Source organism: Polaromonas sp. AER18D-145, from assembly GCF_002379095.1.
GTDB lineage: Bacteria > Pseudomonadota > Gammaproteobacteria > Burkholderiales > Burkholderiaceae_C > Polaromonas.
On the sequence record NZ_NBZV01000069.1, the window covers coordinates 1 to 25,544 of the forward strand.

Below are 25,544 nucleotides of genomic sequence, written 5' to 3' on the forward strand. Positions count from 1 at the left end.
GCCTTGTCCCTGCCGCACCCCCCGCCCCCTCTTTCCCCGCTGGACATCCTGGGCCAGGTTTTCGGCTACCCGGATTTCCGCGGCCCGCAGCAGGCCATCGTCGAGCATGTGGTCCGCGGCGGCGATGCGCTGGTGCTGATGCCGACCGGCGGCGGCAAGTCGCTGTGTTACCAGATCCCGGCCATCGTGCGGCAAAACGCCGGCCACGGCGTGACGGTGGTGATCTCGCCGCTGATCGCGCTGATGCACGACCAGGTCGGCGCGCTGCACGAAGCCGGGGTCTCGGCCGCCTTCCTCAACTCCACCCAGACCCAGGAAGAAAGCAGCGCACTGGAAAAACAGCTGCTGCGCAACGAGCTGACCCTGCTGTACGCCGCGCCCGAGCGCATCAACACCCCGCGCATGAAGGGCCTGCTGGGCTCGCTGCACGAGCGTGGCCTGCTCAGCCTTTTCGCGATTGACGAGGCGCATTGCGTGAGCCAGTGGGGCCACGACTTCCGGCCCGAGTACCGCTCGCTGAGCCTGCTGCATGAAACCTTTCCCGATGTGCCGCGCATCGCGCTGACGGCGACCGCCGACGCGCTGACGCGCCAGGACATGATCGAGCGGCTCAAGCTTGAGGACGCGCGCGAGTTCGTCAGCAGCTTCGACCGGCCCAACATCCGCTACACCATCGTCGAGAAAACCGACGCGACGCGCCAGCTGCTGCGTTTCATCGAAAGCGAACACGCGGGCGAGGCCGGCATTGTCTATTGCCAGTCGCGCAAGCGGGTCGAGGAAGTGGCCGGCATGCTGCAGGACGCCGGCCTGAAGGCCATGGCCTACCACGCGGGCCTGGACAGCAGCCTGCGCCAGCAGCGCCAGGACCGCTTCCTGCGCGAGGAAGGCATGGTGATGGTCGCGACGATTGCCTTCGGCATGGGCATCGACAAGCCCGACGTGCGCTTTGTCGCGCACCTGGACATGCCGAAAAACATCGAAGGTTATTACCAGGAGACCGGCCGCGCCGGCCGCGACGGCCTGCCGGCCAATGCCTGGATGACCTACGGCCTGCAGGACGTGGTGAACCAGCGCCGCATGATAGACACCAGCGACGCGTCCAGCGAGGAGTTCAAGCAGGTCATGCGCGGCAAGCTCGATGCGCTGCTGACCCTGGCCGAAGACACGCGTTGCCGGCGCGTCAGCCTGCTCGGTTATTTCGGCGAAGCCAGCCAGCCCTGCGGCAACTGCGACAACTGCCTGGCTCCGCCCAAAGTCTGGGATGCGACCGAGGCGGCGCGCAAGATGCTCAGCTGCATCTACCGCGTGCAGCAGGCCAGCGGCATCAGCTTCGGCGCCGGCCACCTGATGGACATCCTGCGCGGCAAGGCCACCGAAAAAGTGCTGCAGCACAGCCACGACAAACTCAGCACCTTCGGCATAGGCGCCGACCTGGCCGAGGTGCAGTGGCGCGGCGTGCTGCGCCAGCTGATTGCCAAGGGCATGGTGCGGGTTGACCCCGAGGCCTTCAACACGCTGCAGCTGTTGCCCGATGCGCGCCAGGTGCTCAAGGGCGAGGTCAGCGTGATGCTGCGCGAGCAGGCGCTGGGGGGTTCGGCCGACCGGCGCAAGAGCAGCGCCAAAAAAGGCACCAAGACCTCCGTCAAGGGCCTGGCCGAAGCCTCGCTCAACGCCGGCGCGCTGGAGCGCCTGGCCCGGCTCAAGGCCTGGCGCGCCGAGGTGGCGCGCGAGCACAACCTGCCGGCGTTTGTCATCTTCCACGACGCGACCCTGCGCGCGATTGCCGAGCGGGCGCCGCAAAGCACGGCCGAGCTGGAGGGCATCAGCGGCATCGGGGTGAAAAAGCTCGAAGCCTACGGCAGCGAAGTATTGCGCGTTTGCACCACTGAAACCTGACCGGCGGCCGGCGCCGCGTCTGCAGCAAACCGCCCGTCAAGCCAGCGGTCCCGGCAGTCCATGTCGCCCCGCTCGCCTGCTGGGCTTGCTGCACAATACCGGCCTGTGGGTGCCAAGAGAAAGTTCACTGCCGCGGGAGTGCTGGCCGCCTTTGCCCGGGGGTTGCTGGCCTTGCTCTGCCTGCAATCTGCCTTGCTCACCAGCACTGCGGCAGCGGGCGAGCTGCTGACACTGGACCAGCGCCGCGGCCCGCCCAACATGGTGTCGGCACTGACCTCCTGGATCGATGCGAACGGCCAGGCATCGGTGGAAAAAGTCGAGGCCGGTGCCAACACCCTCGGGTTTGCGCCGGTCCAGAGCGGCCGGCCGTACGAACTTGACACCGGGGCGCTCTGGCTGCGTTTCAACGCCGTGGTCCAGAACCCTCAGACGCGCTGGAAGCTGGAACTGCCCCAGGCCGGCGTTGACAAAGTGGCCCTGTATTACCGGGACAGTCTGGGCAGGTGGGTGGTCCAGCAAGCCGGCGACAGCCTGCCCATGAGTGCCTGGCCGCAGCCAGGCCGCCACCCGGTGTTTTCGCTGAGCCACGAGGTCGGGCTGGTCGTTCCCTACTACCTTCGCATCGAACATGCCCGTGTTCCCTTTTCCACGCTGCCGCGCATCCTGGGCGACGAACAACTGGCGACGTCCCGCCAGCTGGAGGACCTGTGGCTGGGTGCCTATTTCGGGCTGGCGGCCCTCGCGACGCTGCTGGCGCTGATCAACGCCATGGCCTACCGCGACTGGGGCTTTGCCACCTATGCGCTGCATGTGGCCACCATCACCGGCGCCCAGGCCGCCGTGACCGGCGTGGCCGGACTTTACTGGTGGCCGCAGTGGCCGGAACTGAACAACGTGGCCATCGTGCTGCTGCGGCTGGGTGCTGCCGCCTCAGCCCTCCTGTTTGTGCGCACCATTGCCAAACCCAAACGCTTTTCGCGCGCGCTGGACTGGTTCATCCTGGCCCTGATCGGGCTGCTGCCAACGATAGCGCTCATCGATGCCGCTTTCCCGACGATCGACAGCTTTGCCCTCATCCACATCCTTCTCGTCGCCGGCATCGCTGTCCTGATGATGGTGGTGGGGGTGTCCCTGTTTGAGGGAGACCGCCATGCGCGCTGGATTGTCCTCGGGTTTTCGCCCGTCTTGCTGGCGGCGCTCTTTCCCATACTGCGCAATGCAGGCGTGCTCCCGACCGGTTTTCTGACCCAGCACGCACTGATGCTGGGCTCGGCCCTCGAGGCACCCATCCTGTTTTACGGCCTGTTGCGCCGCGTCACCCAGCGGCGCGAGTCTGAAACGCGGGCGACGGCCTTGCGCACGACCGACCCGTTGACCGGGCTGGGTTCGGCCAAGCTGCTGCTTGGCAGGCTGCGCCAGGCCCTGCGTACCGCCGAACGTTACCAGCAGCCCTGCGCGCTGCTGGTGGTCAATCTGAGCAACCTCCCCAGCCTGCAACAGCAGCACGGCCGCGAGACGGGCGACCGCGCCATGGTGCTGGCGGCCGCATGCATCCGGGCTGCCGCCCAGCCCACAGACACGGTGGCGCGGGTCGGCGACAGCTTCTTCGCGTTGCTGATGGAAGGGCCCATGAGCAGCGATTCGGTCACCCAGGTGGCCACCAAGATCCTGGCCGGCGGCCTGCGCCCATCACGAAAACTGCCCGAGGCCGACCCGTTGCTGTTTCATATCGCCGTCGGCTATGTGGCCGAGTCGGCACGACTGGGCCCGAATCAGGCCCAGGCCTGCCTCGAGCGCATGGTGCAGGCGGTCAAGGACATGAACGACGGGTCACGCAAGGCGATCCGCCTGACCCACCTGTGACTTGACTTGCGGCGAAATCAGCCATAAGCCCGCGCCCATGTTGCGGAAAACGCTATCTATTTCGTAGCATACGCCGCTTACTGGATGAACCCCATGCCGCGGGCGTCACGCACATCGGGTTTGATGCGGTGCTCGGCTTCGAGCTGGCTTAAAAACTCGTCCGCCGTGAACTCGACCGACAAAATGTCGGTCTGGCGCTTCACGGCGGCAAAGTCACCCGGGCACAACTGGTGCAGGCGGGCCAGCCGCTCGCGCAGGGCAGCGGTCAGCGCCGCGGCATCGCCGGCCAGCGCTTCCGTGACGAACATCTGCTCGCGCTGGAGCGACGTCAGCGGCATGAACTTGATTTTGAAGGTGAACCGCCGCAGCGCCGCCTGGTCCAGGCTCTCGAGCAGGTTGGTGGTGCAGACAAAAATGCCGCTGAAACGCTCCATGCCCTGCAGCATTTCGTTGACCTCGGTGACCTCGTAGGTGCGCTGCGCGCCGCGCCTGTCCTGCAGGAAGCTGTCGGCTTCGTCGAGCAGCAGCACGGCTTTCTCCTGCTCGGCCTCGGCAAACATCGCGGCCATGTTCTGCTCGGTCTCGCCCACGTACTTGCTCATCAGGTCACTGGCCTGCTTGATGATCAGCGGGCGGTCCAGCGCCTGGGCCATGTGCTCGGCCAGCGCCGTCTTGCCTGTGCCCGGTGCGCCATAAAAACACAGCGTGCCGTGGCCGCGCGCCTTGAGTGCTTCCACGATGCGCGGGACGTCGAAGCGCGACTCCACATGGAGCATGGACAGGTCGTAGGTGGTCACGCTGCACCGTCCGCCGGCGCCCGCCCTGTTGCCCAGCGCCTGGTCGGCGTTTTTGAGCTGGCGCTCGATCAGGGACTCCATCAGCGCCGTGTGGCCACCGGACAGGACGGCCGCCATGCCGGTGACATCGGTGCTGGCACCCGGGCTGCTTGCCAGTTTGGCAAAACGCACCGCCGTGCGGATCTGCGCCGGCGTCAGGCCCTTGCGGCCGGTCAGCCTGGCCACCAGGGCATCGCTGACGGGCACCCCTTCGAGTGTCTTGCGCACCAGGATCTCGCGCGCGCCCGGCGGCGGTGACTTGAGCTCCAGGTGGTAGGCAAAGCGGCGCCGGAAGGCCGGGTCGATCTGCTCGATGCGGTTGGTCACCCACAGGGTGGGCACCGTGTTGGACTCCAGAATCTGGTTGACCCAAGCCTTGCCGTTGACCGAAGCGGCCGCCGGGGCAGTCAGCTGCTCGGAGCGCGCCATCAGCTGCGCCGCTTCACTGGAAAGCGGCGGGAACACATCCTCGACCTCGTCAAACAGCAGTGCGGCATGGGCACTGCCCTTGAGGAAAACCTGCGCGATCTGCAGCGAACGGTAGCGATCGCGCCCGCTCAGGGAGTTGCCGTCGCGGTCGGCATATTCAACCTCGAACAGGTCCAGGCCGGCCGCCTGCGCGACCACCTTGGTCAGCTCGGTCTTGCCGGTGCCCGGCGGCCCGTATAGCAGCACGTTGACCCCCAGTTCCTTGCCGGCCACGGCATTGCGCAGCAAGGAAACCAGCACCTGGACATCTTCCTGCGCGAAGGAAAAATCGGCCAGCCCGAGGCTGCTGCGCTCCACCGGCCGGGTGAACACCGCCATCAGCTCGTTCTGGTCGCGGTACTCGCGCATCAGCACCGGCGGCAGTTTTTCACTGACCTTCATGAGGTCGGCCAGGTCGGTGATGTTGTGCTCGGAAATCAGGTTTTCGACCATGCCGATGCGCTCCAGCCGCGAGCCGGCGCGCAGGGCCTCGGCCACTTCGTTGGCTTTCACGCCAGCCACCTCGGCCAGCGCGGCATAGGCTTCCGGCGCATTGCTGACCTTGAACTCCACCAGCATGGAGCGCAGGTCACGCTGGTAGCGTGCCAGCGTGCCGTACAGCAGCAAGGCACGTTCGGCCTGGTTCAGCTGCAGCAGATTGGCCAGGGCGTCGATGTTTTTCTCGACCAGCGTGGACTGCTTTTTCAGCGCGTGGGTCAGCCAGTCGCCGGTGGCCGACAGCACCGACAGCAGGTCCTTGGGCTGGTCCTTGGCGTATTCGTCAAGGTAAAAGAACAGCGTGCCCTCCTCGTAGGGCCCGCGCCAGGCGCCATGGCGGCTCATGAAGTCGGCATCGCCCAGGGCCTCGTGGCCCTGCCAGAATTCATTGCCCTTGCAGCGGCGGCCCAGGAATTCACGCAGGCGCTGCAGCGCGGGCAAGGGCCACACCAGGTGCCGGCCCGACAGCGACAGAAGGCTGTTCAGGTCGCGCCGCACATTGAACTTGGCGCCCTGCCGGGCCGCCAGCGTCAGCACAAAATGCGAACACATCAGGTCCAGCACCGGCGCCTCTTTCAGGCCGGGAGAAAGCAGCAGCGGACCATGCCTGTCAGCACTACCCGAACGCTTGCTCATTGAGACACCTCCGGCCTGGAAGAAGGCCACAGTAGTTACACATCCACCCTGATGACGTACGTGTAACCATAACGCAGCTTTATGCCCGATGGAAGACGCTAATTGAATACCCCCGTGTGAATTGCGCCACAAAACCGCGCCACAATCGGCACTTCTCCCGGAGACCTTTCCAATGCTTGCTTTGACCGATATTGAGGCTGCAGCGCTTCGCCTGCAGGGCCAACTGCTTGATACACCCTGCGTTGCGTCCAAAACCCTGTCGCAAATCACCGGGGCGGACGTTTTCCTGAAGTTCGAGAACCTGCAGTACACCGCGTCCTTCAAGGAACGCGGCGCCTGTAACAAGCTGGTGCAACTCTCGGCCGAGGACGGCCGCCGCGGCGTGGTGGCCATGAGCGCGGGCAACCACGCTCAAGGCGTGGCCTACCATGCGCAGCGCCTGGGCCTGCGCGCGGTGATCGTCATGCCGCGTTTCACGCCCGGCGTCAAGATCGAGCGCACGCGTGGCTTTGGCGCCGAGGTCGTGCTGCACGGCGACACGCTGGAGGAGTCGCGCAGCCACGCCCTGGCCCTGGCCGAACGCGAAGGCCTGGTGTTCATCCACCCCTATGACGACGAAGCCATCATCGCCGGCCAAGGCACGGTGGGCCTGGAGATGCTGCACGCGGTGCCCGACCTGGACACGCTGATCGTGGCCGTCGGCGGTGGTGGCCTGATCGCCGGCATGGCCACGGCCGCCAAGGCGATGAGGCCCGGGATCGAAGTCATAGGCGTGCAGACCTCGCGTTTCCCGGCCATGGTCAATGCAATCAAGGGCACACACTACCCCCAGGGCAGCAGCACGATCGCCGAGGGCATTGCCGTCGGCACGCCTGGCGTGATCCCGCAGGCCATCATTGCCCGTCTGGTGGACGACCTCGTTCTGGTGGATGAAGGCGACATCGAACAGGCCATCGTCATGCTGCTCGAGATCGAAAAAACCCTGGTCGAAGGGGCGGGCGCGGCCGGTCTCGCGGCCTTGCTGAAATACCCTGAGCGTTTCAAGGGGAAAAAAGTCGGCCTGGTGCTGTGCGGCGGCAACATCGATCCCTTGCTGCTGGCGGCCATCATCGAGCGCGGCATGGTGCGCGCCGGCCGGCTGGCGCGCATTCGGGTGAGCGCGCGCGACGTGCCCGGCTCGCTGGCCAGAATCACCGCCACCGTCGCCGATGCCGGCGCCAACATCGACGAGGTGCATCACCAGCGGGCATTCACCATGCTGGCTGCGCAGAACGTCGACATTGAACTGGTGATCCAGACGCGCGGGCGCGCGCACATTGCGCAAGTGCTGGACGTGCTGAAAACCGCCGGTTTTGAAGCCATGCAGCAACAATGATGGACATTGAAACCCTGCAAGCCGCCCTGCCCGAATATTTTGCACCGTGGGTGCAGGCCTTGGGCCTGCAAGTCGCCTCGTGTGACAGCCAGGGCGTGACCTTGCGCCTGCCGCAGAACCCGCAACTCTCGCGGGTCGGCGGCATGCTCTGCGGGCAGGCCATGATGGCCGCCGCCGACACGGCCATGGTGCTCGCGCTGATCAACCATTTTGGCGCGTTCAAACCCTGCACCACGGTCCAGATGAACAGCAGTTTTCTCAAACCCCTGTCGAACCAGGACGCCCTGGTCGAGGCGCGCGTGATACGCGCCGGCAAGTCGCTGGCTTTTGGGGAAATTGACATTCGCGGCGCAGACGACGGCAAAAGTATCAGCCGCGCCACGACGACCTATGCGTTGCTCTAGGAGTCTGTCGGGCTTGGGGCGTCGAAAGCGAAAATCGACCCCAGCGAGGACAGTTTTTGCCGGATTTGCAGGCCCATAGCACAGCTATGGGATAAAAAGGCGGTGAAAAATGGACCGCTGCGGTCGATTTGCAGCCGACGATTCCCAAGTCCGACAGGCTCCTAGTTGCTGCAGCTAGCGCAGGTGTTTGCCCATTTTGGCGGCAAACAGCTGGGTGATGCTCACGCTGCGCCGGCCCGGCACAAGTTCGAAGCCTTCCCCCGCGCTCAGGGTGCCTGGCGTGAGGACCGACAGGTAAAAACCGCAAAAGCCGCTCTGCGCCATCAGTCTGGAAGCCCGCGCAAAACCCATGGCTGCATTGAATTTGTAGCAAGGCTCGCGCGGAATGCGCACCTGCAGTTCACAGTGTGGCAACCTCAGCACGTCCCCGGCCCACACGTCGCTTTCGAGAAGACCCTGCAACGTGAGGTTTTCACCCAGGCTGCCAAAGGGCAGGCTGCTGTCAATCTGGTCCAGGCCCTGTTCGCGGCGCGCAGCCTGCCAGAACGGGTAGTGTTCTGCGGGGTAGGCATACACGGCTTTTTCGAGCCCGCCATGCACCGAGGGGTCGGCCTGCTCGTCACCGAGCAGGCCCAGGGGCAACACCGCCACCGGACCGGCCACGGCCTGCTTGCCCATGGCCGTGAGCACTTGGCGCCCGCCCATGCTGACGCGCCGGGCGGCGGCAAGCTGCACGGAAAGCAGCTGGTGTGATGGGGACAAACTCAGTTCCAGCCAATCACGTCGAACCCTCTTTCGCCCAGGCAGCGCTGAACATACGTGCGGTAGGTACTGCTGGGCCGGTCGTTGCGGAAAGCGCCCTGAACCGCACCGGCCGAACCCCCAACGGCGGTGCCTCCTGCACCGGCGCGAATCACGCCTTCGGTACCCCGTCCTGTGATCAAGGCACCAACAGCGGCGGCCACGCCGCCAGTGGCCGCGCCGACCCCGGCCCCCCGCGCCACTGCATGGGTGTTCTCGGCAGGCGTCAATCCTGCAGCAGCAGCCCGGGCCATGCAGGCGTCGGCCTCAGCACGGCCCTGCGCGTCGCCCACGCGATGGAGCGTGGCGTTGGGATACAGGACGGGCCGCGCTGACGGGCTGGCCGAGCCAGTGCTGGCGCAGCCCGGCAAGACGCCCAGCACCAGCGCAAGAACACAGCCGCCGCCCCAGCGGGTCAGATCACGTTGCATGCTTCATAACTCCAGAGTAGAGCTGCAATGACGCTGCCCGGATGCCGCAGGACGACTGGAGAACGGCTTTCCGTCCGCTATGCGGGCTGCGTCTAATTGAGCGGCTTGCGGCCGTCCGGGCCAAAAAGGTAAAATCGTGCAACTTACTTCCCCCCGTTTGCAGGAACCACCATGTCAAGCCCCGCCGATCGCTCCACCAACGCCGCTCACAGCAGCCCCACGCCCGCCCAGGAACAGGACGCGGTAGAAGCCATTGTGCCGCTGATGCCCCTCGTGCTGCCCGTCGCTGGCGGCGTTTTGATGTTCCTGCTGGCTTTCATCGCCATTTACATGGCTTGAGCCCGGCGCGACTCTTCAGACCGCATAAAGCGGCTGACGTTTTCGCTGGCCTGGTTCACATCAGCCTGCCAAGACTCACGTATCCTGGCGTTCTGGCTGGGACTCTATCGTTCCAGGCGGACGATAGACCATCAGTATCCCGACGATGAAGGCAATCAGATGGCCTTCGGGGAAAGTGCGGAAGTGCCCGCTGAACAGGCTGGTGGCACACCACGCGAGTAAGCAGCCAGCCGCCATTTTTCCGTAAATACTGCCGCCTTTGAGGCAGTACTTCAGGATCATGCCGATCATGAACAGGAAGGTCGCAAGACCAACCAAGCCGTTTTCCACAGTCACAAACAAATACTGGTTGTGCGGATCCTCGGCTGGGCTGGCGCGCCATCCCGTGTATTTTTCCGCCGCAATGGCGCTAAAACGCTGCTTGAAGCCCCCCGTTCCAATTCCCAGTATCGGTTGATCGAGAATCATTTTCCAGGTCGTGCTGTACAAGACCATTCTTATTCCCAGTGATGACTCCTCCGAACTGCTGGTGTAGTTATTGATCTCGTTGACACCCTTCATCACACGGTCATGTACCGAAGAAGAAGCCGTAAAGGCAACAGCAGCAATGAGCAATGCGGCAACAAACCCGACCAGGACGCCTTTGAATCCGCGCCACATGGCGAAACTCCAGACAATCAGCACCAGACAGACGACGTAGCCACTTCGCCCTGGTGTCAATATGGCTATATTCAGAAAAAATGCAACGGCCAGCGCACAAAAGATCAGCTTGCGCACACGTCCACCATTCTGGAAAGCGAACCAAAGCGACAGGAATCCAGCAAGCGCAAAAATCATGCTCTGCGTCACGTTGGATCTGAATACTGAGTCGGGATTGAGGCTAAATCGCCAGTGAAGGTGCGGATTGATGACCAGGAAGGACATTGCCAAGCCAGCAGCGCAAGTCGCCAAAAAAAACATCAGGAATCGCCTTTTCGGCCTTTCATCCGAAAACACCAGGGCCAATGGAAGAATGTAGAGGATCTTCCGGTCGGAAAAAATACTCTTCAGTGCGTAAGACATTGAGGCGTCGGTGTAGCTCAGACCAATTACCTGCCAGCCGATGTAGAGCCCCATGGCGATTGCGACCCCTACAGGAAAGTTTTTGGTATCGAGGTGCATACGCTGCCGTGACAGGCAAGTACATACGAACAACAACAGAAACGCCGCAAAGCCAAGATTGGCTAAGGCCGTGGAAAAGAAATTGGCGCAGCAAGCAAATATGGCAGCGTTCTGGGTCCATGTGATCAAGGGAGATGAAAACACGGGGCGGGAAGGGGACGCAGTGATCATTGATAGTTATTTCTATGAGTTCTGGACCGGCGATCTATTCATGCCGCCGCCGCCGCCATAGCTTCTTCCAGCGAAACTGCAGCGCCTGAAACCACAGTGGGTGCGATTTTTCCAATGTCGATGAAAACATCCCGTTGTGGCTGCCCTGCTCCACCACTGGCGGCTCCAGCCAGAACATCGGCGTACCCAACACCCGGTCGATATGTTCAAAGGTGTGATCAATTGGTTGGGTAATGCCGTTGGCTTTTATCCAGTCCAGCCGCCTCTTCGCGGTCTCCAGCGAGACGATATAGGAGTCTGCAAACTTGCCCTGGTTACGCGGATACAGCCACTGACCTGCGCGGATTTGTTCATGTGGCACGTAGTAGTGCCCCCCACAGCCCAGAAAAGTGACATGCGGATCACCCAGCGCGAGCTCCTCGCGCATCAGGCCCTTGAGCGCCGGCCAGAATTCCTTTGAAAGAATCACGTCGTCTTCAAGAACCAGCGCCCGAGAAATGTTTCTTTGCACGATCAGGTTGTGCGCTTGCCAATGTTTCATGGCGCACGACTGCTGCGCAGGGGAAAGGCTTCCGTCACGGAAAAGGCGCAGCCTCAAATCTTCGGGAATGGCCGGGATATCAAAGTCGAGTACAAATTCGAATGGCAGTCCTAGCGACTGCATCTGCGTCTCTATAAATCGCCGCCTGTCCACAAAGCTTGTAGCGTGGATCACAAAAATCGCATCCAGTCCCTGCGGCAATACTCGCTGTGGGAGAGGCTCAACCGGCTGATCAAGGGTCATGGGTACTTTTGAAAATGAGCAGTATCTGCAGGGCCTGAGACAGCCCAGATTTCTAATTCTAGATGACGCGCTTCACCCCCCTCAGCGTCCTGTCGCGCAATTTCGCGTTCAGTTCAGCCCTTCTCCCAAAACGGGTTTCCGCCCGCCGGCATACCCGAGCTCGAGTTTTTCGGGCTGCCCCCAAACAAAACCTCAGCGACTGCATTCAGCGCTTCCAAGTCACGACTGTTCGAACCTTGCCGTCGCATATGCATAAAGTCATGCAAGTTTTGCATATCTTTTGCCTGTAACGACAAGGTAACCCGTGCCGATGTTCTTAAAATGACCTCTCCGGCACGGCCCGTGGAAGCCTGAAAGCATGCCACAAACTGCTTTTCCGGCCCCACAGCACATCCAGACTGTGACCCGTCTGCAGGCCAGGACTTGCCGATCGTAGGCCTTGCCTCCAGTCCGGCGGGTCGAAGCCTTGCGTGTTGCGCGCCCGCCAGCCTTATTTCGACAAACGCCTAGCGGCCACAGCCCTGCTGTCTCCGTGCCGACGTTTTCCGAAATGACGCTTTTTAACTTTGGAGCTTTCCGATGAACCACCCCGCGATGCAAGGGCTGAACCTGAACACACCCGGTTATGTCAAGAACGCCAGGCTCATTGCCTGGGTGGCCGACATGGCTGCGCTGTGCAAACCGGACAATGTCTACTGGTGCGACGGCAGCGACGCCGAGTACCAGCGCCTGTGCCAGCAACTGGTCGACGCCGGCACCTTCAAAAAACTCAACGAAGCCAAGCGGCCCAACAGCTTCCTGGCCTGTTCCGACCCGAGTGACGTCGCACGCGTGGAAGACCGCACCTACATCTGCTCGGCCGACAAGGAAAACGCCGGCCCGACGAACAACTGGATGGCCCCGGCCGACATGCGCAGCACGCTGCAGCCGCTGTTTGACGGCTGCATGAGGGGCCGCACCATGTATGTGGTGCCCTTCAGCATGGGTCCGCTGGGATCGCACATCGCCCACATCGGCATTGAACTGACCGACAGCGCCTACGTGGCAGTGAACCAGAAGATCATGACGCGCATGGGCAAGGCGGTGTTTGACGTGCTCGGCGTCGACGGCGCGTTCGTGCCTTGTGTGCACACCGTGGGTGCACCGCTGGCCGAAGGGCAGCAGGACGTGAGCTGGCCCTGCAACAAGACCAAGTACATCGTGCATTACCCCGAAACGCGGGAAATTTGGTCCTATGGCTCGGGCTACGGCGGCAACGCGCTGCTGGGCAAGAAATGTTTTGCGCTGCGGATTGCCTCGAACATGGGCCGCGACCAGGGCTGGCTGGCCGAGCACATGCTGATCCTGGGCGTGACCAATCCCCAGGGCAAGAAATACCACGTGGCAGCGGCCTTCCCGAGCGCCTGCGGCAAGACCAACTTCTCGATGCTGGTGCCGCCCGCCGGCTTTGACGGCTGGAAGGTCACCACGATTGGCGACGACATCGCCTGGATCAAGCCCCATGCCGACGGCAGGATGTACGCCATCAACCCGGAAGCGGGCTACTTTGGCGTGGCGCCCGGAACCAACTTCCACACCAACCCGAACTGCATGGCGAGCCTGGACAAGAACGTCATCTTCACCAATGTGGCGCTGACGGACGACGGCGACGTGTGGTGGGAAGGCATGGAAAAAGATGGCGGCAGCCTGCCGGCCCATCTGATCGACTGGCAGGGCAAGGACTGGACGCCGCAAATCGCGAAAGAGACCGGCGCCAAGGCCGCGCACCCCAACGCCCGTTTCACGGTGGCGGCGATCAACAATCCGGCACTCGACCCGGAGTGGGACAACCCGGACGGCGTGGCGATCGACGCCTTCATCTTCGGTGGCCGCCGATCCACCACCGTGCCGCTGGTCACCGAGGCCCGCAGCTGGATGGAAGGTGTTTACATGGCCGCCACGATGGGCTCTGAAACCACGGCCGCCGCCGTCGGCCAGATGGGTGTTGTGCGCCGCGACCCGTTTGCCATGCTGCCTTTCTGCGGCTACAACATGAGCGACTACTTCCAGCACTGGCTGGACATGGAGCATAAGCTCGAAAGCCTGGACCACACCCTGCCCAAGATTTTCTGCGTGAACTGGTTCCGCAAAGACGAGGCCGGCAAGTTTGTCTGGCCGGGGTACGGCGAGAACATGCGCGTGCTCAAGTGGATGATCGACCGCCTCGAAGACCAGGCGAAGGGCCAGGACACGATCTTCGGTATCGCACCGCAATACGCCGAAATCAACTGGACCGGCCTGGACTTCAGCGCCCAGCAGTTCAACACCGTGACCAGCATCGACAAGGCTGCCTGGGCCGAAGAGCTGAAACTGCACGCCGACCTGTTCAAGCAACTCGAACATCACCTGCCGAAAGAGCTGGGGGAGACCAAAGCCGCGATTGAGCGCCGTCTGGCGGCCTGACCGGCCCCCGGAAGAGACAGGGCGCGCCGCATGATCTGCGTTGCGCCCCTAGGAGCCTGTCGGACGCAAAAAAGCCACCCGACCGGGTGGCTTTTTTTTATGGTGATGCAGCTGCTGGCAAGCCGCCTGACAACTCAAATGTAATAACTGGGGTAAGCGCGCAACACGCGGCTGCCAAGGTCGATCGGCTTGTCTTCCCGCGCCTTGACCACTGTGGCGGCAACGATGGACGGCAAGCCGGCCGCTTCATCCGTGACTTCCTGGCGCGCCATGGCGACCTGCAGGTCGGCCATCACACGGGGGTCTGCCTTGGCAGCTTCCCACAGCCGGACATCGGCACGCGCCTGAGCGATGGCGCGGGACCAGGCGTCCAGCGACGTGAGCACACGCGCCGCCAGTTGGCGGGCCGCCCCGGCAAACAGGGCCATCACGGAGAAGGCGACCGCCCACATGGCGACCCAGGCCACCAGCAAATGGCCTTCGGCCCAGTTCTCGACGAGTTGGTCGGCCACCACCACCATGGCGGCAACGATGGCTGCCAGCAACAGGCCCGCCAGGCTCCGGGTGCTGTCAAAGCCTTTGCGCAGTTGGCGAGCCGCACCCACGGCCGACTCAAAGCGAGCCACACCGGGATGTTCGGCGGGATATTTGATGTTGACAAAACTGGTCATGATGGTTCCCCTGATGAGTGCCACCACCGGTATTGGTTTGGGCACAGGAGAATATTAGGGTTAATACTCATGTTATTCAACTTTATCTTTATGATGCAATCTATTCACAATGGTGATAACTAGGACTGAACGAAGAAGAAGTCATGAACCCGCCGAATTTCCGCACTCTGGACTTGAACCTGCTTCGCGTTTTTGACGAGGTCATGGCCGAACGCAGCCTGACGCGGGCGGCCCGCAACCTGTCGCTGACGCAGCCCGCCGTCAGCAATGCGCTGCGCCGCCTGCGCGAGACGCTGGGCGACGAGTTGGTGCAGCGCAGCGGCCAGGGCATGGCGCCCACACCGCGCGCACTCGCGATCTGGCCGGCCGTGCGCGAGGCGCTGCAGCAGTTGCAGGAATCGCTGATTCCCAGCACGTTTGTGCCCGGCGAGGCGCATTCCACGTTTGTGCTGGCCATGGCCGACGCGACGGCCGCCGAGCTGATACCGGGGCTGGTGGACATCCTGGAACACGAGGCACCGGGGGTGTCCATCCGCGTGGTGCCGCTGACAACACGCGATCCGCGCAAACTTCTTGACGAGGAGGCCTGCGATCTGGCGATCGGCTACTTTCCTTCCGTGCTGGCGGACCTGACGGCCCGCGCCCAGAGCGGCGACGTCATGCCTTTTTTGCACCAGCGGCTGTATGACGGCGAATATGTGTGCGTGATGCGCGCCGGCCACCCGCTGGCCACCGGCCCCTTCACGCTGAACCGGTTTTGCGCGGCGCGCCACATGCTGGTGAGTTTTTCCGGCCGCCCTTACGGATTCATTGACGAGTCGCTGGCGTCGCTGGGCCGCGAACGCAAGGTGGTGCTGACCGTCAACCAGTTCTTCACGGCCGGCCGGGTGGTTGCCAACTCCAACCTGCTCACCGTGCTGCCTCGCCACTTCGTGCGGGTCACAGGCATCGCCGAACAGCTGGTGCTGCGGCCCCTGCCCTTCGACGTGTCGCCGGTGCACGTCGATGCGGTGTGGCACCGCCGCTCCCAGCAGCACGGCGCCCATGTCTGGCTGCGCCAGGCCCTGGTGCGGGCTGCCGACAAGGCATTTTCAGGCTGACCTCATCGAACCGGGCCTCCCTCGGCCAAACCTGGCGGCCGCCACGGTCGCCACGGTCGCCACGGTCGCCGGCGTGAGCCTTCAGGACGTACTAGGAGTCTGTCGGGCTTGGGGCGTCGAAAGCGAAAATCGACCCCAGCGAGGACAGTTTTTGCCGGATTTGCAGGCCCATAGCCCAGCTATGGGATAAAAAGGCGGTGAAAAATGGACCGCTGCGGTCGATTTGCAGCCGACGATTCCGCCTGCTGCGGGTTGCGGCCGGCCCGGGCTTGGGCACGTTCCATCAGGTTGTGGGCCACGCCGTGAACCGGCGCCACGGCGCGGGCAAAAGGGAGAAAACGGAAAACCTGTGAAAGAAGGGTGTACATGTCTTGGCGCCAACCCGTGGCGAAAAATTGCGATGAATCTAGATTAAGGGTTTTCCCTGGGGTTGCAAGCCAAAAATAGGCCGATACCCATGCACAAAACGCATAGTTGAGCTGCAAGCCCGCATGAGCGAGCATTTTGGACTTGCTGCGGCCCTTTTTGGTCCTTTCCCTGCCTGAACCGCGCCGGCAACCGTTGCCGAAACAGGCTTCCTGCACAATCGGCGGGTGAACATCCAGCTTCTGTCCGACCTGCACCTTGAATCCAACCCGCATTTCCTGGCCCAGCCCGCCCCCGGGGCGGACCTGCTGGTGCTGGCAGGTGATATCGGCTCCTACCAGCCGGGATCGCTGCTGACAGAGATGCTGGATGACGGCGACTTCGGACTCGCCCGCTTTTCCCCCCTGCCGGTGGCGCAGGGCGGCGCGGCCTGGCCCACGCCGGTTTTTTTCCTGCCCGGCAACCACGAGTACGACGGTCAGGACTTCGAGGCCACCCACACGCGCCTGCGCGAGACCTGTGAGCGGCTGGGCCTGGTCTGGCTGGAGCGATGGCAGGGCATCCGTTTTGTCGGCTGCACCTTGTGGACCGACTTTGATGCCCTGACCGCCGCCCAGGCGGCCGACGGCAGCCTGACCACGGGCGAGCTCCTCAAGGCGCGTGACAAGGCCTTTCGCGCCGCCAATTTTTACCTCCGCAAAAACCACGCCTTCCGGGATGGCCAGCCCATGCTGGCCGATGCCGTGCGCGAACTGGGCCTGCAAAGCCAGGCCTGGCTGCGGCAGGCGCTGGCAATCCCCTTTGACGGCCCGACCGTGGTGGTCACGCACTTTGCGCCCAGCCTGCTCAGCGGCGACCCGCGCTACGGCCTGGTGCCCGGCACGGCCGGGTTCTGCAATGCGCTGGACGATCTGCTGGCACAGGCGCAGCTGTGGCTGCACGGCCACCTGCATTGCCCCAACGACTACGTTAAAAACGGCTGCCGGGTGGTGGCCAATCCGCTCGGTTATGCGCGCAAGGGCGAACAGGACGGATTCAAGCCCGGATTATTGATCAAAATCGGAGCCTAGCCCATATCCGGTGGGCGCATGTAGCTATTAAAACAATAGCGAATAGCCAGCGTAAAACTTAGGCCCCGGGGCTGCCCAGCGTGAAGAAGAAGCGGGCCCCCTCGCCGCGGGCCGACTCTGCCCAGATCTGTCCGCCGTGACGCGCAATGATGCGCTGGATGTTGGCCAGCCCCACCCCCGCGCCGGGAAATTCCTGCGGAGCGTGCAGGCGCTGGAAACTGCGAAACAGCTTGTCGACATGGGCCATGTCGAAGCCCTCGCCGTTGTCGCTGACCACGTAGACGGCTTGCTTGCCTGCAGCCGGCGCCGGCTCCAGGCCAAAACTGATCTCGGTGTGCGGCTGCCGCGACGTGAATTTCCAGGCATTGCCGAGAAGCTCCTGCATCACCAGCCGCAGCAGCATCGCATCGGCCTGCACCACCAGACCCTCCTGGAGGCGGATGCTGCGCGCGCGCGCGGGCTCTTCCTGCTGCAGGGTGTCCATCACACTGTGCGCAGTGGCGCTGAGGTCCACCGCCTGCACGCGCAGCTGCACGCGCGACAGGTTGGCCAGCGCCAGCAGGGCTTCCGTCAGTTCCCCGGCCTGCCTCACGCCGGCCTTGATGCGGCTGATGTAATGCCTGGCGCGGTCGTCCGTCACCCGGCGCTCGAGCAACCCGCTGAAGCCGCCAATCGCAATAAAGGGCTGGCGCAGGTCATGGGCCACCGAGTGGGCAAACTCCTGCAAGTCCCGGTTGGAGGCTTCAAGCTGCGCGGTCCGCCGCCCCACCCGCTGCTCCAGTTCGGCGTTGAGCAGTGCAATGCGCGCGTCCGACCGCTTGCGCGCCGTGATGTCGCGCAAAACAATGTTGGCGCAGGGCGCGTTGTTCGAATCCAGGAAGATCGACGACGACAGCTCGCACTCGAAGGCCGTTCCGTCGCCGCGCAACATACGCAGTTCACCGCGCATTTTCCCTTCACGCTGGCGTTCGTCGAGCAGGGCCTGCAAGCGTGTGTCGCCGGGGTCCACCAGCCCTCCCCGGCCGCGCTCGCGCAACTCCTCCACACTCATGCCAAACAATTCACAGGCGGCGGCGTTGGCATTGAGTACCTGCCCGTCCGGACGGGTCTGCAAAATGCATTCCAGGCTGGTTTCAAACAGCTGGCGAAAATGCTCCTCGCTGTTGCGCAGGGCCAGCTGGGCGGTCTGGCGTTCGGTGATGTCCATCAGGGTGCCCGCCATCAGCGCCGGCTGCCGGTCGCCGACCCATGCACAGACGCGGCCGCGTGACAGCACCCAGATCCAGCGGCCATCCTTGTGGCGCAGCCGCACCTCGCAGTCAAAATAAGGCGTCCTGCCGGCAAAATGCTGCTTGAGCAGTCCATCGGCGTGGAGCAGGTCCCCGGGATGGGTCAGGGCGCGCCAGGTCTGGATGTTCAGGGGCAGCAACTCATCGAGCGCATGGCCGGTGATGGCCGCCCAGCGCTCGTCGAAGCGGGCTTCCCCCGTCTGTACATTCCATTCCCAGGTGCCGACATTGGTCCCCTCCACGATGCTGAGCAGGCGCTGCTGCTCGTGCGCCAGGTCCAGTGTCATGCGCTGGGCCACGGACAGCGCCCGGGCCCGGCTGCTGCCGAGCAGCCAGATGCACAAAGCCAGCAGCAGGCTCAGCAGGACCCCGCTCAGCCCCAGCAAGGCCGGCATGGGGCTGGCCGCCTCGGCTTCAAACGCAGGCGTGGTGCTGACACGCAAGGTCAAGATGCGGCCACCGGCCGAAACCGGCCGGGAGGAATTAAAAAGCCGCCCGGCGCCGTGGTCCGACACGGGGTCACCCCGGCCTGCCGCCAGATGGCCGTCGAGGTCGTACACCAGCGTCTGTGCGTTCAGCGGTTCAGCGTCAAAAAGCTCGAAATCTGCCTGCCCCTGGGTGGCCTCGGCCGCCCCCTGCAACACCTCGCTGACCAGCATGGGCGCAAACAGCACACCCATCAGAAGCGCCTGGCGTTGCGCCGGCGTGGTGAGGTCCCCACCCGTGCGGTAAACCGGCAACAGGTAAACCCAGCCCGGGTTTTGCTGCTGGTCCTGCACCAGGGTGATTTTTCGGGTCAAGGTGGGCTCGCCCGTCGCCACGGCACGTTCGATGGCCTCGCGGCGTACGGGGTCTGCCCCGACGTCCAGGCCCAATGCCGCCTGGTTGCGGGCCTGGGGTTCCATGAACTTCACCACATACAGGTCGGGTGCACTGTGGGTGGTCGGCGTGCCGGGCATCGCGCTGATGGCAAAGGCCGGTTCATCGTCGGCACGTTCGGCGGCAACGAAACGGTCCAGTTCCTCCCGCAGGACCCGGGCCATGAAGCCAAACCCGCGCACGCCCGGAAAATCGCGTCCCAACTCGCTGAACTGCACATAGGCGCGAAACTCGGCCCGCTCGACCGAGCTGCTGGCCGCATAAACACCGGCGGCGCCACGCAGGCCACGCAGCGGGGCGTTCAGGCGGTCCTGCACATCGGTCTGGACACGGTCGGCCAGCCGGTCGAACCGCTCCCTGGCCTGGCTCTGAAACGTGTTGTTCACCCAGAAAACGCCCGCCCCGGTAAACAGCAGGCCAAGCACCAGGGCCAGACCCGCCATGGCCATCGCCAAGCGCTGGCTTCGGATGGACTGGGAATCCGAGGACGCCAGCTGACGCGTCATGGCCGGTCCCGCACCACCCGCGAGACGCGGGCGCGCAGCGCGTCCACGTCGGACGCCGATCTGGCCGGTTTCATGCGCAAAGCGAACGACTTCATGGGTTGGAGCGGAGTTTCCCCCGGCGGGAAGGCCTACCCACGGGGAGCAGCAGACACAAAAGAGTTACACAATGTAATTCAAATCCCGGCTTTTGCGAATACCGCCGGGACAGCCGGTTTTACAGGGCTCTACCGCGCGCAAAGCCCCTCGAAGCAGGTGCGAATGACCAATTCAATGATCTCTTCATCACTGTGCTGGCCGCCGGCCCGCAGGAACTCCAGCACCGGGTCGCAGGCCCGGGCGTACAAGGTGTAAAGCACCAGAATCGGCGGAATGCCGACGCTCAGGGAGCCGTCTTTTTGCGCACGTTCTATCCAGCCACCGATCTGGTCGCTGATGCGCACCAGCCCATCGAGGTAGGCCTTGTTGTTCATCAGCGTGGTGCGCAGGCTGGAGTTCTGGTGCGGCAGCGAAGGCATTTCTCCGGCCAGCTGCAGCTGCAGCATCCAGCGCACCATCGCCTTGAGTTGCGCCAAGGGCTGGGCGTCCGGGGGCAGGCTGGTCAGAAAGGCCTGGGCCAACCCCACCACGCGCACCATGGCCGCCGCGGCCAGGTCTTCCTTGCTGGGGAAATGCTTGTAAAGACTGGCCTTGGCAATGCCCACATCGGCAGCCACCTCGTCCACCGTCATCAGGTCAAAGCCTTTTTCCGCCAGCAGCCGGTTGACCGCCTGCACAATGGCATCCTCCCGCGCGGCCAGCATTTGCGCCTTGAAAGAGATTTTGGGGCCGCCATGCGCGGCGGGCCTGGCCTTGAGGGCCGGCGCGGTAGAAGGGTTGGTGCTCATGCCGATATTTTAGCCGCTTGCGTCTGAATCGGTAGTAGCCGATTTATTTTCTACCTTGCAGTCACAATAGAACCTCACGGTTTCGGACACTTTATTCCCAATCGCTGCGCCTTGCGTGGTGGCGTGCATGTATCTTGCGTGGATCGGACCCTGTTTGTTCTTGATGGAGCACGAGACCATGACAACCACCTGGACCGGCGCTCTGGCCTGGTTGCTGGCCGTCTCTGCCGCCCTTGCCCTGGCGGTGGCCACGCCCAATGACAGCAGCGTCATGGGCCAGTTGCCCTCGTTCATGGCACGCACCCTGAACCAGCAGGCCATGATGGTGCCCGCTGGCCTGCCGGCCGAGCGCACACTGGCCCTCATCACTTTCCGCAGCAGCCAGCGTGCCCACATCGACGGCTGGATCCAGGGACTGAACCTCCATGCCGACCCCCTCGATCGCCTGGCTGCGCATGCCGGTTCTCAATGACCCGGGCAGTACCGCCGCACGCAGCGCCATCGAGACCAAGTTCCTGCGCAGCTACCCAGCGGACGCCGAGCGTGCGCGGCTGATGCCGGTGTTCACCAACCGCGAGCGCTTTGTTCGCTCGGCCGGCCTGCGCGGAACCGACAAGGTCTATGCCGTGGTGATCAACCGGCAGGGCGACGTGCTGGCCAGGGCCGAAGGCGCGTTTGATGCCGGCAAGGCGCAAAACCTGCGCGAGACCCTGTTGCAGCAGCGCTTTTAAACTGGCCGTTCAGCGCGCCTAGGCGAGCGCGCCGCCCAGCGTGAAATAGAAAGTCGCGCCGTGGCCCGGGGCGGACTCGGCCCAGACCTTGCCGCCGTGGCGCGTGATGATCCGGTGCACCGTCGCCAGGCCAATGCCTGTTCCTTCAAACTCCGAGGCGGTGTGCAGGCGCTGGAAGGCGCCGAACAGCTTGTCCGCATAGGCCATGTCAAAGCCCACGCCGTTGTCCCGCACGGCATAAACCCATGCGCCATCGGAACCCATTTCCCGCCTGAACGAGACCACAGTTTGCTGCTGTTTGCTGCTGTACTTCCAGGCATTGCCCATCAGGTTGCCAAGGACCTGCCGGAGCAGGCTCGGATCACCATGAACCACCAATCCCGGCTGAATAGCCAGTTGCACCAACCGGCCGGGCTCGCGTTCGCGGTAACCGGTGAATACCGTTTCGGCCATCGCGCTCAGATCAACGCTTTCCCACCGCAGACTCGAACGCGAGACCTGGGCCAGCGACAACAGGGCGTCTATCAGCTCGCCCATCTGCACGACCCCGGCGCGAATGCGGGCGAGGTAGTGTTTGCCGCGCTCAGTCGCCGCGCTGGCGCCGATTTCCTTGCCCAGCAGCTTGCTGAATCCGTCAATGGTGTTCAGCGGCGTGCGCAGGTCATGGGACACCGAATACGAAAAAGCCTCCAGCTCCTGGTTGGCCGCCTGCAGCTGCGCCGTGCGTTGCCGCACCCGCTCTTCCAGATCGGCATTGAGGCGCAAAATTTCTTCCTCGGCCTGTTTGCGTGCGCTGATGTCGGTCACCATCGCCACGAAACACGGAGCCTGGCCCTCCAGGCGGACGAGCTGCATAAAGACTTCCACCGGCATGTCATGCCCGTCCTTGTGGATGTAGATGGACTCGAAAGTAAGCGACGGCAGCACACCCGCTATCAATGGCTGCACTAATTGCTTGTATTTCTCCAGGGTCTCATCTTTCCTTATATCCAGCGGGGTCATTTGCATCAGCTCGGTTTCGCTGTAGCCTGTTTGCCGCTTCGCGCCTTCGTTCGCGTAGGTGAAACGCAGCGTATCCGAATCGAATATGTAGACGGATTCCAGCGTCTGGTCAAGCGTGCCCTTGAACTGGTGCAGCGAGGCGTTGAGCTGGCGGATTTCTTCCTCGGTCTGTTTGCGTGCGCTGATGTCGCGCAGGAACACGGTGAAGACCTGCTTTCCGTTTTCCATCGCCCACGAGATACTGGCCTCGGCGAAGAACTCGCTGCCGTCCTTGCGCCGCCCGAAAACATCCGACCGCTTGCTCATGTGCCGGGCAGTTTGCGGTGCCGTGCCGAACTGGCGAAGATGCCCAGGATGGGCCTCGTGGTAGCGCTCTGGCAGCAGTCTGACCAGCGGTTGCCCCAGCATCTCTGCCGCCGTGTAACCGAAAATCTGCTCCGCGCCATAATTGAAAATCAGAATGCGCTGGTCTTCGTCCACGCTGATGATGGCGTCTGCCGCCAGGTTGACGATGTTGGCGAAGCGCGCTTGCGCGGCGCCCAGCCGCGCAAGCATCCGGCCGAAGGCGTCCGCCAGTCGCCCCACTTCATTCGGACCTCCGATTTGCAGCGGCACGGTGATCACGCCGCTACGGGCGATGGCATCGGCCGTCGCACTGAGCTGGACCAGCGGCGCGACCAGGCGGCGCGAGCTTCGGTGGGTGACCCAGCCCACCAGGGGCAGGAGGAGGAGGAGGCCGACGACATAGATCAGCGTCAGCCGATCAAGCGGGCCATGACTATCGTGCGATGAGCTGTCCAACGTGAGCCGCAGCCTCAGGGTGTCGAACGGGGCATCGAGCTTAAGCGCTCGCTCCACGGGGTGGTGGAGATCTTGCTGGCTGGCCCCGATCTGCGCCACCACGGCGCCCGCCGCGTGCAGTTGCAGAACCTGGCCTTCGGCGAGGGCGATGCCGGTGTTGGCGAGCAGCGGTGCGAGCTGGATGCGCACGGCCAGAGCGCCCTCCACGCTCTGGGTGGGCGGGAAGTGGATGGGCTGTACCAGCTTCAAATAAGTCTCGTGACCATGCGTGATGATCCGAACCTGCAGCTTGCCCGTGGCGATAGCCTGGTCGACCACTTCCGCATGCGCGGCGATGGCGTTGTCCAGCCTGATCTGGATGAGGGGCTTGCCGCCGAAATCATAGAGTGTCAGTGAAGCGTCTTCCTTGTCGGGTATGGAAAGACGAAAGTCGCGCAGAAAGGGCCGCAAATAGCCATCGCGCCCCTGGGAATCCACCAGACCGTTGGCGATGAAAGAATTCCTGGACAAGGTCGCCAGTTCAGCGCTTGCTTGAATGATGAAATGGCTCAGGCGACTCTCCACCAGGTTGGCTTGCGCCGCCAGGTCGCGCTGGATGGCGGCCTCGATCTGCGCGTGCAGGGCGAGGTAGGACCCGGCGCCGATCAACAGGGAAACCCCCAACGTGAGCGAAAGGGCGAAGAGGGTGATCTGGTGGGCGAAGCTGGCGTTCAACCAGCCGCGCCAGATCTTGCGCAGGCGCATTAACTTCATGCTCAGCGATCAACGATCAACGATCCGGACGATAGCGCCATCCGGGGCATAGCGCGCCATGAACACGTCCTCCAGGCTCAGCGCCTCGTGCCGCGCGGGTGTGAAGGGCTGCGGATAACGCTTGATCAGACCCTCGTAGTCGCGCACCTGCTCCAGGGCGGCGCGCACGGCGGCGCGCTCGGTGCTGCCGGCGCGGTCGATGGCGCGGGCCAGGATGTGGGTGAGATCGTAGGCGTGCGCCACACCCACCGGCGCGGCCAGACTGCGGGCGTCTTTCACGCCGAACAGGCGCTGCGCCGCTGCCAGCACCTGCCCGGCCTTGGGCCGCTTCGCACCGATGAAGCTGTAGGTCTGCACCAGGGCGAAGTCGACCTCCTGCAGGGCCGGGCCGGCCTCCTCGGCGAAATTACCGCCGCTCATGCCCCAGTGGCTGACGAGGGGCAGGCGCTCGGCCTTCGGCATAGCCGCCATTTCGCGTACCAGTTGGCTGGCCTCAAAGTTGGCCACCAAGACAATAGCCTGCGCCCCCGCCTGCTTGAGGGCTGTGTACTTGTCCAGGAAATTCGTGTCCGCCCAGTTGAACCACTGCGTGCCGACGATTTTCATCTCGGGATGCAAGGCGACATAGGCCTCGGCCGCCTTGTGGTTGCCGCGCCCCCAGCCAGTATTGACCAGCAGCAGGCCCACCCGCTTAGATCCCTTCTTCGCCGCATGGCGCAGCATCGTCGGCATGGCCCAACTGTCGCGCAAGGAGAGGCGGAAGACGTAGTTAGGCGCGTAGCCATTGTCGACGATGCCGTCGGCGGCAGCCCAGGGGTCGAGCAGAGGCAACTTCAGCGCGTGGATCAGGGGAAGCGACTCCAGCAGAGTGGGACTGAAGCGACCACCGAACACCGCGACAAGGTCGGGCTGGGCGGCCAGCTCTTTCAGGTTCTCCAGGGCGCGCGCCGGCAGGCTCTTATTGTCACGCTCTATCAGTTGCAGCGGCCGGCCGCCGAGCACGCCGCCGGCCTGGTTGACCTCCTCCATGGCGATCAGCATGCCCATGCGAATGGCCTGGGCCGAGGTGCTACCGGCATACCCGAGTTCGGCGTCGAGACCGACATAGACCGGTTTCTTCTCTGCTGCGGCGGGTCCGGCGGCGGCAAGCAGCAGAAGGAAGGGCAGGAGGAATCGGGACGCAAGGCGAATGAGGAACATGGGTAGGGCCTTTCGACGAATGAATGGTTTACCTAATTTCAGTAGTGTCCCAACGTTTGCACACCAGGACGTCGTAAGTTAATGATTTACTTGTTGAATTTGGCATTTCAGTCTGGTCTCGATTTGAACGTCGAAAGTCAGACTGTCGGTTTTTTGCGGATTTCCGCCCAAAACCGCCATGCACCAA

The 25,544-nt window shown here is 63.4% G+C and carries 21 protein-coding genes; 10 read left to right on the plus strand and 11 right to left on the minus strand.

All coding sequences use genetic code 11. The features are described from left to right. The first annotated feature begins 3 nt into the window (after positions 1-3). Both recQ and B7G52_RS21815 read left to right on the plus strand, forming a co-directional pair. Positions 4-1,896: a DNA helicase RecQ gene (gene recQ, locus B7G52_RS21810; RefSeq protein WP_170954845.1), complete on the plus strand. Its 1,893-nt coding sequence runs from the start codon at positions 4-6 to the stop codon at positions 1,894-1,896. Between the two features lie 192 nt (positions 1,897-2,088). Next, positions 2,089-3,759 carry a 7TM diverse intracellular signaling domain-containing protein gene (locus B7G52_RS21815; RefSeq protein WP_205853106.1) on the plus strand — a complete coding sequence of 557 codons (1,671 nt, stop codon included), beginning with the start codon at positions 2,089-2,091 and terminating at the stop codon, positions 3,757-3,759. Positions 3,760-3,836: 77 nt separating this feature from the next. On the opposite strand, the gene B7G52_RS21820 is transcribed toward B7G52_RS21815, so the two are convergent. Beyond that, positions 3,837-6,197, minus strand: coding sequence for an ATP-binding protein (locus B7G52_RS21820; protein ID WP_096699771.1), 2,361 nt, complete (start codon positions 6,195-6,197; stop codon positions 3,837-3,839). Between the two features lie 172 nt (positions 6,198-6,369). Between B7G52_RS21820 and B7G52_RS21825 the strand changes: the two genes are divergently transcribed. Further along, positions 6,370-7,572, plus strand: a complete 1,203-nt coding sequence (locus tag B7G52_RS21825; RefSeq protein WP_096699772.1) for a threonine ammonia-lyase — start codon at positions 6,370-6,372, stop codon at positions 7,570-7,572. Beyond that, on the plus strand, positions 7,572-7,976 hold the full coding sequence (locus B7G52_RS21830) for a PaaI family thioesterase (RefSeq protein ID WP_096699784.1): 405 nt from the start codon (positions 7,572-7,574) through the stop codon (positions 7,974-7,976). The genes B7G52_RS21825 and B7G52_RS21830 overlap by 1 nt, the downstream gene beginning before the upstream one ends. Positions 7,977-8,150: 174 nt before the next feature. Here B7G52_RS21830 and B7G52_RS21835 read toward each other — a convergent pair whose 3' ends face one another. Continuing rightward, positions 8,151-8,738, minus strand: coding sequence for an MOSC domain-containing protein (locus tag B7G52_RS21835; RefSeq protein ID WP_240523577.1), 588 nt, complete (start codon positions 8,736-8,738; stop codon positions 8,151-8,153). Between the two features lie 2 nt (positions 8,739-8,740). Continuing rightward, positions 8,741-9,208, minus strand: coding sequence for a glycine zipper family protein (locus B7G52_RS21840; protein ID WP_096699773.1), 468 nt, complete (start codon positions 9,206-9,208; stop codon positions 8,741-8,743). A 171-nt stretch (positions 9,209-9,379) separates the two neighbouring features. Between B7G52_RS21840 and B7G52_RS23705 the strand changes: the two genes are divergently transcribed. Continuing rightward, on the plus strand, positions 9,380-9,547 hold the full coding sequence (locus tag B7G52_RS23705; protein WP_170954843.1) for a hypothetical protein: 168 nt from the start codon (positions 9,380-9,382) through the stop codon (positions 9,545-9,547). Between the two features lie 75 nt (positions 9,548-9,622). Here the strand turns inward: B7G52_RS23705 and B7G52_RS21845 are convergent, their stop codons facing one another. Together B7G52_RS21845 and B7G52_RS21850 are read right to left on the minus strand one after the other, a co-directional pair. Then, entirely contained in the window at positions 9,623-10,879 is a 1,257-nt protein-coding gene (locus B7G52_RS21845) for an O-antigen ligase (RefSeq protein ID WP_096699774.1), read from the minus strand. Positions 10,880-10,913: 34 nt separating this feature from the next. Next, complete coding sequence (locus B7G52_RS21850; RefSeq protein WP_096699775.1) at positions 10,914-11,663, minus strand: glycosyltransferase family 25 protein; 750 nt, start codon at positions 11,661-11,663, stop codon at positions 10,914-10,916. A gap of 579 nt (positions 11,664-12,242) precedes the next feature. Here B7G52_RS21850 and B7G52_RS21855 point away from each other — a divergent pair. After that, a complete protein-coding gene (locus B7G52_RS21855) occupies positions 12,243-14,105 on the plus strand; it encodes a phosphoenolpyruvate carboxykinase (GTP) (protein WP_096699776.1) in 1,863 nt (620 codons plus the stop codon). Positions 14,106-14,239: 134 nt separating this feature from the next. On the opposite strand, the gene B7G52_RS21860 is transcribed toward B7G52_RS21855, so the two are convergent. Then, positions 14,240-14,776 carry a hypothetical protein gene (locus B7G52_RS21860; RefSeq protein WP_096699777.1) on the minus strand — a complete coding sequence of 179 codons (537 nt, stop codon included), beginning with the start codon at positions 14,774-14,776 and terminating at the stop codon, positions 14,240-14,242. A gap of 143 nt (positions 14,777-14,919) precedes the next feature. Between B7G52_RS21860 and B7G52_RS21865 the strand changes: the two genes are divergently transcribed. Next, positions 14,920-15,876, plus strand: a complete 957-nt coding sequence (locus tag B7G52_RS21865; RefSeq protein WP_096699778.1) for a LysR family transcriptional regulator — start codon at positions 14,920-14,922, stop codon at positions 15,874-15,876. 179 nt (positions 15,877-16,055) lie between these two features. On the opposite strand, the gene B7G52_RS23460 is transcribed toward B7G52_RS21865, so the two are convergent. Next, positions 16,056-16,499, minus strand: coding sequence for a hypothetical protein (locus B7G52_RS23460; RefSeq protein WP_141397524.1), 444 nt, complete (start codon positions 16,497-16,499; stop codon positions 16,056-16,058). Here B7G52_RS23460 and B7G52_RS21870 point away from each other — a divergent pair. Beyond that, positions 16,470-17,312, plus strand: coding sequence for a metallophosphoesterase (locus tag B7G52_RS21870; protein ID WP_096699779.1), 843 nt, complete (start codon positions 16,470-16,472; stop codon positions 17,310-17,312). The two genes, B7G52_RS23460 and B7G52_RS21870, sit on opposite strands and share 30 nt — an antisense overlap. Before the next feature lie 58 nt (positions 17,313-17,370). Here B7G52_RS21870 and B7G52_RS21875 read toward each other — a convergent pair whose 3' ends face one another. Both B7G52_RS21875 and B7G52_RS21880 read right to left on the minus strand, forming a co-directional pair. Beyond that, the gene (locus B7G52_RS21875) at positions 17,371-19,986 is read right to left on the minus strand and encodes a CHASE domain-containing protein (RefSeq protein ID WP_096699780.1); all 2,616 of its coding nucleotides are present in this window, start codon (positions 19,984-19,986) and stop codon (positions 17,371-17,373) included. A gap of 224 nt (positions 19,987-20,210) precedes the next feature. Then, positions 20,211-20,786, minus strand: coding sequence for a TetR/AcrR family transcriptional regulator (locus B7G52_RS21880; RefSeq protein ID WP_096699786.1), 576 nt, complete (start codon positions 20,784-20,786; stop codon positions 20,211-20,213). A 262-nt stretch (positions 20,787-21,048) separates the two neighbouring features. Here B7G52_RS21880 and B7G52_RS24230 point away from each other — a divergent pair, with 262 nt between their 5' ends. Together B7G52_RS24230 and B7G52_RS24235 are read left to right on the plus strand one after the other, a co-directional pair. Next, entirely contained in the window at positions 21,049-21,342 is a 294-nt protein-coding gene (locus B7G52_RS24230; RefSeq protein WP_240523578.1) for a hypothetical protein, read from the plus strand. Next, complete coding sequence (locus B7G52_RS24235; protein ID WP_240523579.1) at positions 21,296-21,601, plus strand: hypothetical protein; 306 nt, start codon at positions 21,296-21,298, stop codon at positions 21,599-21,601. The genes B7G52_RS24230 and B7G52_RS24235 overlap by 47 nt, the downstream gene beginning before the upstream one ends. Before the next feature lie 18 nt (positions 21,602-21,619). Here the strand turns inward: B7G52_RS24235 and B7G52_RS21890 are convergent, their stop codons facing one another. After that, positions 21,620-24,148 (minus strand): PAS domain S-box protein, encoded by a 2,529-nt coding sequence (locus B7G52_RS21890; RefSeq protein WP_170954844.1) that lies wholly within the window; start codon positions 24,146-24,148, stop codon positions 21,620-21,622. An 18-nt stretch (positions 24,149-24,166) separates the two neighbouring features. Next, on the minus strand, positions 24,167-25,357 hold the full coding sequence (locus B7G52_RS21895; protein ID WP_096699782.1) for an ABC transporter substrate-binding protein: 1,191 nt from the start codon (positions 25,355-25,357) through the stop codon (positions 24,167-24,169). Positions 25,358-25,544 lie beyond the last annotated feature (187 nt).

Excerpts from the sequence above, each read along its gene's own strand:
- B7G52_RS21895 (WP_096699782.1), bottom strand. The coding sequence starts at position 25,357 with ATGTTCCTCATTCGCCTTGCGTCCCGATTCCTCCTGCCCTTCCTTCTG.
- B7G52_RS23705 (WP_170954843.1), top strand. The coding sequence starts at position 9,380 with ATGTCAAGCCCCGCCGATCGCTCCACCAACGCCGCTCACAGCAGCCCC.
- B7G52_RS21890 (WP_170954844.1), bottom strand. The coding sequence starts at position 24,148 with ATGCGCCTGCGCAAGATCTGGCGCGGCTGGTTGAACGCCAGCTTCGCC.
- B7G52_RS21840 (WP_096699773.1), bottom strand. The coding sequence starts at position 9,208 with ATGCAACGTGATCTGACCCGCTGGGGCGGCGGCTGTGTTCTTGCGCTG.
- B7G52_RS21855 (WP_096699776.1), top strand. The coding sequence starts at position 12,243 with ATGAACCACCCCGCGATGCAAGGGCTGAACCTGAACACACCCGGTTAT.
- B7G52_RS21850 (WP_096699775.1), bottom strand. The coding sequence starts at position 11,663 with ATGACCCTTGATCAGCCGGTTGAGCCTCTCCCACAGCGAGTATTGCCG.
- B7G52_RS21875 (WP_096699780.1), bottom strand. The coding sequence starts at position 19,986 with ATGACGCGTCAGCTGGCGTCCTCGGATTCCCAGTCCATCCGAAGCCAG.
- B7G52_RS21830 (WP_096699784.1), top strand. The coding sequence starts at position 7,572 with ATGGACATTGAAACCCTGCAAGCCGCCCTGCCCGAATATTTTGCACCG.
- B7G52_RS21845 (WP_096699774.1), bottom strand. The coding sequence starts at position 10,879 with ATGATCACTGCGTCCCCTTCCCGCCCCGTGTTTTCATCTCCCTTGATC.
- B7G52_RS21865 (WP_096699778.1), top strand. The coding sequence starts at position 14,920 with ATGAACCCGCCGAATTTCCGCACTCTGGACTTGAACCTGCTTCGCGTT.
- B7G52_RS24235 (WP_240523579.1), top strand. The coding sequence starts at position 21,296 with ATGCCGACCCCCTCGATCGCCTGGCTGCGCATGCCGGTTCTCAATGAC.
- B7G52_RS21880 (WP_096699786.1), bottom strand. The coding sequence starts at position 20,786 with ATGCTGGCCGCGCGGGAGGATGCCATTGTGCAGGCGGTCAACCGGCTG.
- B7G52_RS21825 (WP_096699772.1), top strand. The coding sequence starts at position 6,370 with ATGCTTGCTTTGACCGATATTGAGGCTGCAGCGCTTCGCCTGCAGGGC.
- B7G52_RS24230 (WP_240523578.1), top strand. The coding sequence starts at position 21,049 with ATGACAACCACCTGGACCGGCGCTCTGGCCTGGTTGCTGGCCGTCTCT.
- B7G52_RS21820 (WP_096699771.1), bottom strand. The coding sequence starts at position 6,197 with ATGAGCAAGCGTTCGGGTAGTGCTGACAGGCATGGTCCGCTGCTGCTT.
- B7G52_RS21860 (WP_096699777.1), bottom strand. The coding sequence starts at position 14,776 with ATGACCAGTTTTGTCAACATCAAATATCCCGCCGAACATCCCGGTGTG.